Origin of the sequence: Streptomyces sp. NPDC057743 (assembly GCF_042798755.1) — a bacterium.
Lineage (GTDB): Bacteria > Actinomycetota > Actinomycetes > Streptomycetales > Streptomycetaceae > Streptomyces.
On the sequence record NZ_JBHVJX010000003.1, the window covers coordinates 72,516 to 85,279 of the forward strand.

The following is a 12,764-nucleotide window of genomic DNA, read 5'->3' on the forward strand; positions in this document are numbered from 1 at the left end:
TCTGAGAATTCCGTGAAAATGGCGGGAGGGCCGGACCTGGTTCCGGCCCTTTCCCGCTGTTTCCCTCACGTCTATCAGATGCGGCATGTGAATCGCATATGAGGGTTCGCGGGATGCCGTTTTTCGCAAACGCGGCTCACAAGGGGCGCTTCCTAGCGTTGCGGTCATGAATCTCTTCAAACGGGCGTGGTGGCGGCTCATCGGCCACCCGGGCAAGACCGCGATGCTGGTCGGCTTGTTCTTCGTGATCTGCACCCTGGTGTTGTCCGGGTTTCTGATCCAGTCGGCGGCGGCCCGCGCGGCCGACCGGGCCAAGAAGAGCGTGGGGGCCGTGGCCACCATGCAACTCGACGTGAACGCCCTGATCAATTCCGGCAAGAACAACGGCACGGATCCCCAGGGGCAACAGGGCGGAACGATCGGTTCCCACGGCGATCTGCACCGCTCGCTGGTCGACAAGATCTGCGCGTCATCCGTGGTCAGCCAGTGCAACTACACGACGGACGGCGGCGCGTTCCCCACCAAGTCCACCAAGCTGTACCAGCCGGTTCCACCGCCCAGCGGCCAGGACTCGCTCGGCACCGACCTGTTCAAGGTGGACGGCATACGCGACCTCAATGCGGTCGGTACCTTCCGTAATGGTGACGCCACGTTGGTGTCCGGGCACGGAATCGGGCCGCACAGCAAGCGCGACGAGATCGTCATCGAGGAACGCCTCGCCAAGGAGAACGGGCTCAAGGTCGGCGATACGGCGAAACTCAAGGTGGGTGAGCTGCCGGCAGCGGGTCAGAAGGCCGACGAACGGGAATACCCGTTCAAGGTCGTCGGCATCTACCGGAGCAATATCGCCGACACCGGCAGCTACGTTCCGGCGATGGTGGATCCCGCCAACCAGATCTACGCCACGCCGGACGGCGCGAGCACGCTCCTCGGCAAGGGCGCGGAAAAGGACGGCGTCCTCAAACAGGCGACCTTCACCCTCAACAACCCCAAGGATCTGGACCGCCTCAAGAAGGACGCCGAGGCCGCGGGCGCCGATCCGGAGCTCTTCCCGCTGTCGATCAACGACAAGCAGTACCGGACCCTCGTCGGCCCCATCACCAAGACCGCCGCCTTCGCCACCGTCACGGTGTGGTTGGTCGCGGCGGCCGGCACCCTCATCCTCGCCCTGATCGTCGCCTCCAACTTGCGTGAGCGTCGCGGGGAGTTGGGGATTCTCCTCTCGCTCGGCGAGAAGAAGCCCAGGCTGCTCGGCCAACACCTCGTCGAGGTGGTCGCCTGCGCGGTGCTCGCGATCGGCCTCGCCGGCGCGTGCAGTCAAGTCCTCTCCCAGACCATCGGCGACCGGCTCCTCGCCAGCGAGGTCTCGTCCGCCAACCAGGCAGCCGCGGACGAGGCCAACCAGCCCGACCCCAGCGACCCCACCGGGGCGGCCAAGAAGGACCAACCCGACGCCAAGCCCATCGACTCCATCGACGTCCGGCTCAGCCCCGTCGACGTCGCCAAGGTCGGCGCGACCGGACTGGCCATCGCGGCCCTGGCCACCTGCGTCCCGGGCGCCCGCGTCCTGCGACTGAACCCGCGCGACATCCTCACGAAGGGCGACTGACGTGACCACCCCCACCCTCGAACTCGCCGGCGTGAGCCGCGCCTACAGCAACGGCAACCGCCGCCGCACCGTCCTCTCCGCCGTCTCGTACGCCTTCGACGCCGGCCGCATGTACGCGATCGTGGGCCCCTCGGGCTCCGGCAAGACCACCCTGTTGTCGCTGGCCAGCGGCCTGGACTCGCCCACCTCCGGCAGCGTCCGCTTCCGCGGCCGCGACATCGCGGAGCTCGGCCTGGGTGCCTACCGCAACCAGCACGCGGCCACGGTGTTCCAGTCCCTCAACCTGCTCCCCTATATGAACGCCGTACAGAACATCACCTCCGCCATGGAGATCACCGGAGTGAAGGGGGTACGCAAGCGGCAACGGGCACACGAACTCCTCGAACTGCTCGGCATCGAGCCGGCCGACCGCACTCGACGCACCCTGCAACTCTCCGGCGGCCAACAGCAACGCGTGGCCATCGCCCGCGCACTGGCCTGCGAGGTCGACGTGCTCTTCGCCGACGAGCCGACGGGCAGCCTGGACCACGAGACGGCCGCCGGAATCGTCGCGGTCTTCCGGAAGTTGGCCCATGACGACGGCAAGTGCGTGATCGTGGTGACGCACTCGAAGGAGGTCGCGCACGCCTGCGACGAGGTCCTCCAGTTGAAGCGCGGGCAACTGGTGCCACAGGGCTGAAGGGCTGACTACGCGCCGCGCACGGTGAGGTCCGTGCACGCGGGTGAAACTGGCCCGCGCTACCCCGCTCGCGCCAGTTTCACCCAACCATCCCTGACAGACGGCCACTTGGGACAGGCGGAGCCGATCGACGACACCCGGAGGGCGCCCGGTAAACATTCCGCCGACCTCACGACCGGTCCCCGACTCCCCCGTGCGTTGACCTCGCTTCTCCGGGCATACATGAGCCAGCAATACGTGCTCCACCGCCGGCACCACGCGCAGTACCCGCTCGTACCGTTCCGAGGCCGCCGCAGAGGATCGCCATGACCGTTGCTGCTGATGCTCCCAGCCACTGTCCCCGCCCGCGCTCCACGGTCGTCCGCCGGGCAGGGCTCCACCACGGTCTCCTGGCCGTCGCCCTCCTGGCGGCCCTGGTGCTCCTCACCGCGGTGATTGCTCCGGCGACGCGCGCCGTCGCCCGTGGGGCGAGGTCCGGGCTCCGGCTCGGTTCGGTCCAGCTCGTGCCGTGCGCGGACGACCCGACCCGCTGGTGCGGAAGCGCCGCGCTCCCGCTGGACCGACGGACCCCCGACAGCCCGACGATCGACATCGGCTTCGAGTGGGTGCCGGCCACCGCGCAGCCCCAGGGCACCGTCGTCGTGGTCGACGGCGGCCCGGGCTGGGCCACGCACCACTCCCGCGAGTCCTATCTGAAGATGCTCGGGCCGCTGCTCGCCACCCGCAACGTGCTGCTGTTCGACCTGCGCGGCACGGGCCGCTCGCAGGCCCTGACCTGCCCCGACCTGGAGCACTACGCGGGCCAGCCCTCCGGGCCCGCCTTCGCCCGAACCGTCGGCGCCTGCGGCGACCTGCTCGACCACACCTGGCGGCGCCCCGACGGCAGTTGGCTCCACGCCTCCGAACTCTTCGGGACCGTCGACGCCACCCAGGACCTCGCCGATGTCCTCACCCGGCTCGGCCTCTCCGACGTCGACCTCTACGGCGACTCCTACGGCAGCTGGTTCGCCCAGGTCTTCGCCACGCGCCACCCGTCCCTGCTCCGTACGCTCACCCTGGACGCCACCTACGAAGTCCTTGGGCTGGATCCCTGGTACGCCAGCGGCGCCACCACCGCCCGCGCCGCCTTCACCACCGCCTGCCGGCGTTCGCCACAGTGCGCCGCCCGCGCGTCCACCGATGCCTGGCGGCTCGTCTCCGCCCTGGCGAGGCGCCTGCGCACCGCACCGCTCGCCGGCACCACCACAGGGCTGGACGGTGAACCCACCGCTGTCACGGTCACCGTGACCACCCTCGTCGACCTCGTCAACGACGCGGGCTCCGACCCAGGCATCTACCGCAGCCTCCAAGCCGCAACACAGGCGCTGCTCACCAGGGGCGATGACGCCCCGCTGCTCCGCCTGGCCGAACAGACCATCGCCCACGACGGCACCAACGCCGCACCCCCCGACTTCTCCAGCGCCCTGTACTTCGCCGCCGCCTGCACCGACTACCCCCAACTCTTCGACATGGCCAGCCCCGCCGCCGAACGCACCCGCCAACTCCAGCGCCGCATCGCCGCCCAACCCGCCGCCACCTTCGCCCCGTTCACCGCCGCCGAGTGGACCACCGTCAACGCCTACACCAACTCCTACGACGGCTGCCTCAACTGGCCCGCCCCACAGCGCGCCCACATCCCCATCACCACCAGCCCGCCCCTGCTGCCCCGCACCGTGCCGGCCCTCGTCCTCGGCGGCGACCTCGACTCGCTCACCCCCGCCGTCGGCGGCCGCCACGTCGCCGCCCAACTCGGCCCGTCCGCCCGCTTCATCACCGTCCCCAACCTCACCCACATCACCGCCATGACCGACCACACCCGCCCCGGCCCGGAAGCCTGCGGACAGTCCCTCTACCGCCAGTTCGTCCGCACCCCCGCCGACCTGAGGCATCTCGACACCTCCTGCACCAGGCACACTCCGGCCATTCCCACCCTCGCCGACTACCCCAGCCGCCTCGCCGACGTCGACCCCGTCACCCCCACGCCCGGCAACCGTGCCCGCCCACCAGCCTTGCGTCTGGCCTCGGTTGGCGCGTCCGCCGTGGGTGACGCGCTGGCCCGCAGCAGCTACCTCACCCATGGCCACAACACCGGACTGCGCGGCGGCACCTGGACCGTCACCGGCGCGCCCCAGGCACAGTTCGCTCTCACCGACGTGCGGTGGGTGACCGACGCCACCGTCAACGGCACCGCCACCTGGGACCACACCAGCGGAGCCGTCACCGCACACCTGCGCATCACCCCCGACAGCAACGCCGACACGGGCCCCGGCACCGCCCCCGACGTCAGCGTGGACGTCACCTGGAACGCCCTCGCCCCGCACGTCCCGGCGTTGGTGACCGGAACGGCCGGAGGCGCCCCCCTGCACGGCATCCTTCCCGCGCCGTAGCCGGAGGGCGACCGGCCTCGCGTCGTCGTCTCTCGCGTGACTGCCTGGCCTGCCGGCGGCTTCAGCCCAGCGCGTCCACGGACGGGACGACGACGCCGTAGAGGTCGCCGATCGTCGCCAACGCGCCGTGGTGAAGCTGTTCGGCGGCCACTTCGCCGTCGTGGGCGCCGTGCCCGAGCGGGCGGGTGGCGCAGGCATCCGCGACGACGGTCGGCCGGTTGCCGCGCAGGAACGCACCCTGCGCGGTGAACGTCACGCACATGTGGGTCATGAACCCGGCGATGATGACGTCCTCGTTGCCCACGGCGTCGACATGCTCCCCCAACTCGGTGTCGAGGAAGGCGTTCGGTGCCTTCTTCACCACGACCGGCTCGCCCTCCGCGGGCGCCACTTTCGGATGGATCTGCCCGACCTCCGTCCGGACGTCGTACGGGGTGCCTTCCCCACCGTCGTGGAGGACGTGGACCACCTTCGCGCCCGCCTGCCTGGCACGGGCCAGCAGATCCGCGGCGCGCTCCAACGCCACCTCCCAGCCGGCCAGTTCCAACACCCCACACGTGTAGGTGTTCTGGTAGTCGACCAGGATCACGGTCGCGCCGGCCAACTTCGCCGGGGTCTGATCAAATCCGCTGAGCTCTCGCAGAGTCGTGGTTGCCATGCCCCCACGCTATGAACCCCCACCCGTGGCGGCAATGTCAGGTAACTTGCAGATTCCGACATCGCTGGGAGGCCCGGTGCGCGCCGTCAATCAATTCCTCGTCGTCCTACTCTTCGAGGGTGTCGACCTGTTGGACGTCACGGGCCCGCCGGAGGTCTTCTCCCTGCTGCAACGCGAGACCGACGAGGCCACCGGCTACCGCGTCGCGCTGGCCGCCGAGACCATGGCGCCGGTCACCACCTCGGCCGGCGTCCGGGTGCTGCCCGACCTCACCTTCGCGGAGGCCGCCGCGCAACACATCGACACCCTGATGGTGCCTGGTTCCGTCGAGGTCGACGCCGACCGTCGCGTCCATGCCCTCACCGACCCCGGCATCGTCCGCTGGGTCGCCACCCTCGCCGCGCGATCCCGACGCGTCGCCTCCGTCTGCGTCGGCGCACATCTCCTCGCCGCCGCGGGGCTGTTGGACGGGAAACGCGCCACCACCCACTGGTCCACCGCCCAACAGCTCGCCGCCGACCACCCCGCCGTCGACGTCGACGCCGACCCGATCTTCATCCGCGACGGCCATGTCTGGACCGGCGCGGGCGTCACCGCCTGTCTCGACCTCTCCCTCGCCCTGGTCGCCGAGGACTTCGGCGAGACCACGGCACTGCGCGTCGCCCGGCAACTGGTCATGTACCTCAAACGCCCCAGCGGGCAAAGCCAGTTCAGCGTCCCGATCGAGCCCGTCTCCACCACCCGACGCATGGACGAGCTGCGACTGCACATCGCCCACCACCTCGCCGAGCCCCTCACCGTCCCGCGCCTGGCCGAACAACTCCACCTCAGCGAGCGCCAGTTGACCCGCCTGTTCAAATCCGAACTCGGCACCACCCCGACCGCCTACATCGAAGCGGCCCGCGTCGAAGCCGCCCGCAACCGGCTCGAAACCACCGACGACACCCTCGAACGCATCGCCACCGCCTGCGGCTTCAACACCACGGACACCCTCATCCGCGCCTTCCGCCGCAAACTCAACACGACACCCACGGAGTACCGAAGCCGATTCCGGCACGGGGGCTGAGCAGTACGGTCCAGAGGCAGTTGCGTGCGGGGCCTCACGAGACGAGGTGAACGATGAGGTACACGACCAGCGCAACTGCCAGCACCGCTCCGACGATCCGCCACGTGCGTTGTGGCGAGGGTAGCGGGAGTACCTCCAGGCGGGTCTTGCCGGGGAATACGTAGTAGATGCGGTGTGGCTGGTGGGGCACTTCGACTCGGGCCAGCGGCAGGTAGCGGAAGGTGGCCTCGCGCGCGATTTCGTCCTTGCGCCTCTTGAGATGCGGGCGCAGGAGCTTCTTGAACTCGGCGTCGAGGTCGTCGGGCACGGCGTCGTGGTTCATCAGCGACGCCGTCGCCCACTTACCGTTGTCGCGAGCCTGCTTCCGGGCCACGAACGACACACCGGAATGGGACCGCTTGACCTCCTCGGTCCGTGGTTGACGCCTGATGGTCCCCTCGATCCATGACACCGTGTGGCCGGTGCCTGCGCAGCGCTCATGGGGCACGGTTCCCACACGGTCACAGTCAGGGCACGAGAACGATCCGCGGCCTTGGCACGTCGAGCAGGTGACTTTCCCTCGACCCCGACACGTGGGACAGGCCGCGTCGAGCGCGCCACAGAGTTTGCAGGTGGTGCGGTCCTTCCGCTCCTGCTCGTGATCGTCGGGCAGTCCCTTGCTGCGGGTGCGGGTGCCGTGGCAGCACAGGCAGGGATCGGTGTCGGGGCAGTCGGTGCAGGTGGCCGATGGATCGCACTGCACCGCGCCCCGGCCTTGGCAACGCGGGCAGGCGACCTTTCCGTTGCCGCACGGACATGTCTCTTCCTTGACCGTCCCGCGCTTGACCATCGTGACCGTTGTCTCGGCGGCCAGTTCCTGCGGCGCGTCCAGAGGGTGCTGCTGCAGGATGTCGTATTCCGGTCGGTCGGAAAGGTCGATGTGGCCGGGGTGAAACCGTTCCTGTTCCCGATGGGTCTCTATGCAGCGCAGGACCTCGCCCTCAAGCAGGGAACGCCACCTGATCTTTGCGGCAGACGGCTGTTCCACCGGCGATGGGTCGCCGCGCTCAATGATGTGTTGTCGGACTGCCGCCAGAACGTCATTGTCGTTGAGCATGCCTCTCCCGGTTCAGCCGCGCAGGGCAGTTGCGGCATGGAGGAACCGTAGCGAAGGAGCCGACCACGCCCATAACGATTCGGTCAAGTAGCTTTACTGGCAGGGAAGTTCACTCCAGGCGACCGCGCACGCCTTCACCTGCCATAACGCCGATGGCGGCAGCATGCGTCGCCCGCCGTCGTCAGAGCGTCGGCCCCCTCAGGGCCTTCTCGTGTTGCATGCGCGTGAGGCGGTGCACGAAGAGGGTGGCGAGGACGGCAGCCGCGATGTCGATGACCTCGCTCGCCATGACTACGGCCACCGCCCCCTTGATTTCCTGCAACCCTTCGGCTCTGGCGTACTGTCGGGAGGCCATGCGGCCGAAGTACAGGCTCACGATCCACAGCGCCCACCACCAGTTCAGCAGCGCCGTGGAACGGGAGTTGCGGTCAGCGCTGGCGTTCCAGGCATCGACGGCGATCCGGCGGGGGAACCACAGGTTGATCACCGGGACGATCCAGCCCCAGATCGCCCAGGCACGGTGCTTCGCGTGGTCGTCGGGGTCGAAGACCTCGGCGTTCACCCTGGTCCGGTGGAACCACACGATGAAGACCACCCCGGTCGCGATCAGGGCCGCAGTCTGTGCATACCCGGAAGCCACGTACCAGGCGTCCGCTCGCTCAACCTCTTGCAGGCGCACGGAGTTGACGTCGTCGACGAGCCGGCCGATCAACTGGTAGAAGTGCACGCCCTGCCACAGGGCGAACAGGTCGGTGGCGATGACGACACCGAGCAGAATCATCACGGCCTTGGAGAGCCCGACAGGCGAGCGGAGAACGGCCGGCGGACCAGGCGGCGCGGACCAACCAGGCGGCGGTGATGCGGCAGGCATCGTGTGGGACATGGCGAACCCCCGAGTTCTGAATCACAGCTTTTGCACGCACAGCGGGCCGCCTCTTCCCGAGACGGCCCGAGCGCGTACGGAACTTATGTGGTCTATATGTCGCCTGTCCAATCAAAAAGGGGCAGATGCGACCCCGTTCCTCGCGCCGCGGCGTGTTCGTCGCCGACTTCACCAGGTGCGAGAGAGGCGGCGGGTGGGCTCTCGTGCGTCAGCGGGTGGTCCGACAACTGCCCCGCCGCCAAGGGGCGTTCGTCGGTTGGGGGGATCTTCCAGGATCCGTAGGGGGTCAAGCGGCACCTCCCGGAGGATGATCCGGCTGTTGACCTCGCGTACGCCGTGGTGGTCTTTCAGGCGGTCGACGATCTCTTCGAGTTCGGTGGGTTCGCGGCAGCCGATGGTGAGTTCGTAGTCGTATTCGCCGGTGGTGTGGGCGGCGGCGATGACCTGGGGGAGGTCGGACAGGCCGGCCTCGAAGTGGCGGCGGCTGACGCCCTCGCGCAGTTTGATGTTGGTCAGGGCGCGCAGTGCCTGGCCGAGGGCGTCGGGGGCGATGTCGAGGGTGTAGCCGCGGATCAGGCCGGAGCGCCGCAGGCGTCGGACGCGTTCGGCGACGGCGTTGGGGCTGAGTTGTACGGCGCGGGCGAGTTCCTGGTAGGTGGCACGGCCGTCGTCGGCGAGCAGGCGGAGCAGGGCCCGGTCGGTGGGGTCCAGGGAGGGTGGTTGCGATATCGGCGGTGTCATCGGGGTGTTGGTTCTCTTTCCGCGCACGGAACGGGCATACGACACGAAAGACCGCGCCAAACGCAGGCACTTGCGTGGCAGGGTCACAGCCGTGGAAATCATGCTCTTACGTGTGGGGTTGGCCCCGCTGTTGGTGTTGCTCGCAACGGTCGTGCAGAGGCGCTGGGGCCATGCGGTCGGTGGGCGCCTGGCCGGGCTGCCGTTGACCTCGGGGCCGATCGTCGTGGTGCTGGCGGTGGAGCACGGTCCCGACTTCGCCGCCAGGAGTTCGGCCGGGATGTTGCTGGGGTTGATCTCGGGGTGCGCGTTCTGTCTGGCGTATGCGGCGACGGCGCGCAGGTGCGGGTGGTGGGTGTCGTTGGGGGCCGGGCTCGGCGTTTTTGCCGTGGGTACGGTGGTGTTCTGGTGGGTGCGGATCCCCGTTCTCGCCGAGGTGGTGCTGGTTCCGGTCTGTTTGGCGGTCATGTTGCATTGGTGGCCGGCGGGGGGCGCGCGGGCGACGTCCGTGTCCGCGTGGTGGGATGCGCCGCTGCGCATGGCGTGTGCGGCGGGCGTGGTGTTGGCCATCACGGGGGCCTCGGACGCCCTGGGGCCCCGGTTGGCCGGGTTGTTGGCTCCGCTCCAGGTGATTGCGGCGATCATGGCGGTGTTCACCCATCGTGCCGAGGGCGGGGCCGGTGCGGTGCACTTCCTGCGCGGGGTGGTGCAGGGTTCTTTCGCGTTCGCCGGGTTCTTCGTGGTGTTGACGTTGGCTTTGCCGCGGTGGGGTGCCGTGCCTGCCCTGTTGCTGGCGTGCAGTCTGGCGTTGCATGTGCAGGTGGTGGTGGCGAAGGTGGCCGCGGGCGGCCGGCGACGGGTGGGCGGTGCCGGGGCCGCCGTGCGGGAGCGTCCGCAGGCGGCCCCGGCATCAACGTGGGACGATCCCGTGCCGGACGGGCGGGTGCCGGGTCGTCAACTCGTGGCGAACCAGGGGCGGTTCTCGAAGGATGCGGGCTGAAGGTGGTCGTACCAGGTGGCCTGTTCGTCGTAGCGGGCGAAGAATGGGACACCCACCCGTTGCGGGTCGCGGGCCTGGAGGAAGCGGCAGACGAAGACCTGCTCGCCCTGGATGGTGGCGGTGCCGTCGATGCAGACCTTGCCCGGCGAGGCGGACATCACCGGGCCCCGCGCGGTCCGTTCCAGTCCGGAGACGCCCCGCAGCGCCGTCTGGTAGACCTCCAGGGCGCGGGCGAGCGGGATCTCGAAGTAGCCGCGGGCACCGGTGTCGCGTTCCACGAACATGTAGTACGGCACGACTCCCATGCCCACCATGGTGCGCCACATGTCGGACCACGCCTCGGGCCAGTCGTTGACGAAGCGGATGATGGGTGCCTGGGCCCGGACCACGGCGCCGGTCGACTGGATGCGGGCGATGGCCTGGCGTACCGCGTCGGTGGCCAGTTCCTGTGCGTGGCTGAAGTGGGCCATGACGGCGACGTGTCGGCCGGCCTTGACGCAGCGCTCGAACATCCGGAGCAGGTCGTCGCTGTCCTTGTCCGTGGTGAAGCGGTAGGGCCAGTAGGACAGCGCCTTGGTGCCGAACCGGATGTTGCGGATGTGCTCCAGGTCGGGGCCGAGGAGCGGGTCGATGTAGTGCACCAGCCGCTCCGTGGACATGATCATCGAGTCGCCGCCGGTGATCAGTACGTCCGATGCCTCAGGGTGCGCGCGGAGGTAGCGGTGGGCGCGGTCCGGGGTGTCGACGGACTGCTTCAGTTCCGAAATCCCTACGAACTGGGCCCAGCGGAAGCAGTATCCGCAGTACGAGTGGCAGGTCTGTCCCTGGGCGGGAAAGACCAGTACCGTCTCGCGGTATTTGTGCTGGAGTCCGTGGAACGGTTCGTCGTCCGCGACCGGAATGTTGGAGGAAAGCTGGTCGCCGGGGTGGGGGTTCAGCCTCGCGCGTACCTCATTGACCGCGGCGGCGAGTTCGGCCCGCGGGGCGTTGCTTTCCTTCAGTTTGGCGATGAGTTCGAAATCATCGCTTGGTAGCATGTCGCGGTGCGGGAAAGTCATCCGGAAGATGGGGTCGTCGGGGACGTTCGACCAGTCGATGAGTTCGTCGATGACGTAGTTATTCACCTTGAACGGGAGTACGGAACTCACCACCGCGATGTCACGCTTCAGCGCCTCGTCGGCGCCCGCCAACTGCGGGAGCGTGGACAGGCGTTGACCTGGTACAGCGCGCATCCGTGGGGTGGTCTGCGGTTGCCGGCGATCGGGATGGGTGACGCCGGGATCGGCTTTTTCGGCGACGGTCTCCATGGTTCTCCCCTGCGGTCGTCCGGGAATTCGTCGGCCGGCATCGCCGCGCATTTTTTACCTGCGCTTTGATGCCTGAAGCCAACGTAGGTCGCCCGTCGCGCGGGCAGCAAGACGCTCCCATGAACGAGCCAACCCTGAAGTGGCGGAAAACCAGGGCCGCTTGACGCGCGTTCAACTTCCCGTTGCGTTGCGGCCTTCACCGCCAGCGGAACGCGCCCATTTTCGGACGCCGGATCGACACGACGGTGATCGTCCTCACACTTCCCCGTTGTGCCTACGGTGGCGGGAAACGGTGTGCAACGACCGGCGTGCTGTCACGGGGGTGTATGGGCGCAACGCGGCATGGACGGTGGGCAATCCATGACTGCGGAGTGCGGCGAGAAGCGGTGGCGCGCAGCGCCATGCATCGACCTGAAGAATTCGCGCTTGTGGCGTTTAAGGTTTGTCCCGCAAAGGTCTTCTCAGTGACGCGAACACCGTTGTCTCGTGTGCCCGTTCGCTTATCCGGCGAGGGCCAAGTTGCGCAATCGGGCGATTCCGCTCATAGCGTGATGTACGCCGTCGCCCTTCAGACGGCAGTCGCGGAGGATCTTCCAGCTCTTCATCCGGGCGAAGGCGTGCTCAACGCGGGCGCGGACTTGACGGTGCGATCGGTTGTGCTCTTCCTGCCAAGCCGGAAGTTCACTCTGGGCGCGCTCGCGGCGGTGCGGGATGACCAGGCCGGTACCTTGGTAGCCGCCGTCGGCAATGACCGTGGTGTTGCCGACGCTGTCCTTGGCACCCGACAGTGCCCATGCCTTGCAGTCGTTGCGGTTGCCGGGGACCGGTCGGCCGACAGCGACGACGAGCCGGGTGTCGGCGTCGATGACGACCTGGTGGTTGGTGGAGTAGCGGTAGTTCTTCGACTGCTTAGCGACGGTGTGGTCGCGCGTGGGCACAAGGGTGCCGTCGACGATCAGGACGGCGTCCTTGGCGAAGCGCCGTCTGGGCCGCAGGACCAGACGGCGGCCAAGGTGCTCGATAATCCGTCCGGTCGCGGACTTGGAGATGCCGAAGAGTGGGGCGAGCTGCCGCATCGTCAGGTTCGTGCGCCAGTACGCTGCCACCAGCAGCACGCGATCCGGCAGCGACAAACCCCAGGGATGTCCCCGCCGTACCTCGTCGGCCCCTCGCGCCGCAACGCGGTGACCAGCTTGTTGAAGCAGCGCGGGCTCAGCCCGGTGAACGGCGTTATCCAGGACGGTTCCGATGCCGTGATCACACCAGACATGGCGAAGATCATCCACCTGGCCAGAGCAGTGC

10 protein-coding genes and 1 pseudogene are annotated in these 12,764 nt (G+C 68.4%); 5 read left to right on the forward strand and 6 right to left on the reverse strand.

Features of this window, described 5'->3' with window-relative positions; translation table 11 throughout:
- The first annotated feature begins 166 nt into the window (after window positions 1-166).
- The 3 genes from ACFVFQ_RS03995 (at window position 167) to ACFVFQ_RS04005 (ending at window position 4,714) form a co-directional block, all read left to right on the forward strand.
- Window positions 167-1,609 carry an ABC transporter permease gene (locus ACFVFQ_RS03995; RefSeq protein WP_383408197.1) on the forward strand — a complete coding sequence of 481 codons (1,443 nt, stop codon included), beginning with the start codon at window positions 167-169 and terminating at the stop codon, window positions 1,607-1,609.
- Window position 1,610: 1 nt separating this feature from the next.
- Window positions 1,611-2,288 carry an ABC transporter ATP-binding protein gene (locus ACFVFQ_RS04000; RefSeq protein WP_383408200.1) on the forward strand — a complete coding sequence of 226 codons (678 nt, stop codon included), beginning with the start codon at window positions 1,611-1,613 and terminating at the stop codon, window positions 2,286-2,288.
- Window positions 2,289-2,593: 305 nt separating this feature from the next.
- Window positions 2,594-4,714, forward strand: a complete 2,121-nt coding sequence (locus ACFVFQ_RS04005; RefSeq protein WP_383408207.1) for an alpha/beta hydrolase — start codon at window positions 2,594-2,596, stop codon at window positions 4,712-4,714.
- A gap of 61 nt (window positions 4,715-4,775) precedes the next feature.
- Here the strand turns inward: ACFVFQ_RS04005 and ACFVFQ_RS04010 are convergent, their stop codons facing one another.
- Window positions 4,776-5,372, reverse strand: coding sequence for a cysteine hydrolase family protein (locus tag ACFVFQ_RS04010; protein WP_383408211.1), 597 nt, complete (start codon window positions 5,370-5,372; stop codon window positions 4,776-4,778).
- A gap of 76 nt (window positions 5,373-5,448) precedes the next feature.
- Between ACFVFQ_RS04010 and ACFVFQ_RS04015 the strand changes: the two genes are divergently transcribed.
- Window positions 5,449-6,438 carry a GlxA family transcriptional regulator gene (locus tag ACFVFQ_RS04015; RefSeq protein ID WP_383408214.1) on the forward strand — a complete coding sequence of 330 codons (990 nt, stop codon included), beginning with the start codon at window positions 5,449-5,451 and terminating at the stop codon, window positions 6,436-6,438.
- 34 nt (window positions 6,439-6,472) lie between these two features.
- On the opposite strand, the gene ACFVFQ_RS04020 is transcribed toward ACFVFQ_RS04015, so the two are convergent.
- From ACFVFQ_RS04020 to ACFVFQ_RS04030, 3 genes are all read right to left on the reverse strand, one after another.
- Window positions 6,473-7,534, reverse strand: a complete 1,062-nt coding sequence (locus ACFVFQ_RS04020; protein ID WP_383408217.1) for a hypothetical protein — start codon at window positions 7,532-7,534, stop codon at window positions 6,473-6,475.
- Window positions 7,535-7,715: 181 nt separating this feature from the next.
- Window positions 7,716-8,315 (reverse strand): DUF4328 domain-containing protein, encoded by a 600-nt coding sequence (locus tag ACFVFQ_RS04025; protein WP_383408220.1) that lies wholly within the window; start codon window positions 8,313-8,315, stop codon window positions 7,716-7,718.
- 270 nt (window positions 8,316-8,585) lie between these two features.
- Window positions 8,586-9,158 carry an Lrp/AsnC family transcriptional regulator gene (locus ACFVFQ_RS04030; RefSeq protein WP_383408223.1) on the reverse strand — a complete coding sequence of 191 codons (573 nt, stop codon included), beginning with the start codon at window positions 9,156-9,158 and terminating at the stop codon, window positions 8,586-8,588.
- Window positions 9,159-9,165: 7 nt separating this feature from the next.
- Here ACFVFQ_RS04030 and ACFVFQ_RS04035 point away from each other — a divergent pair, with 7 nt between their 5' ends.
- Window positions 9,166-10,155, forward strand: coding sequence for a hypothetical protein (locus ACFVFQ_RS04035; protein ID WP_383408226.1), 990 nt, complete (start codon window positions 9,166-9,168; stop codon window positions 10,153-10,155).
- Here ACFVFQ_RS04035 and ACFVFQ_RS04040 read toward each other — a convergent pair.
- Together ACFVFQ_RS04040 and ACFVFQ_RS04045 are read right to left on the reverse strand one after the other, a co-directional pair.
- Window positions 10,110-11,387, reverse strand: a complete 1,278-nt coding sequence (locus tag ACFVFQ_RS04040; RefSeq protein WP_383408229.1) for a KamA family radical SAM protein — start codon at window positions 11,385-11,387, stop codon at window positions 10,110-10,112. The two genes, ACFVFQ_RS04035 and ACFVFQ_RS04040, sit on opposite strands and share 46 nt — an antisense overlap.
- A gap of 575 nt (window positions 11,388-11,962) precedes the next feature.
- Window positions 11,963-12,732 (reverse strand): annotated as a pseudogene (locus ACFVFQ_RS04045) (transposase).
- Between the last annotated feature and the right edge of the window lie 32 nt (window positions 12,733-12,764).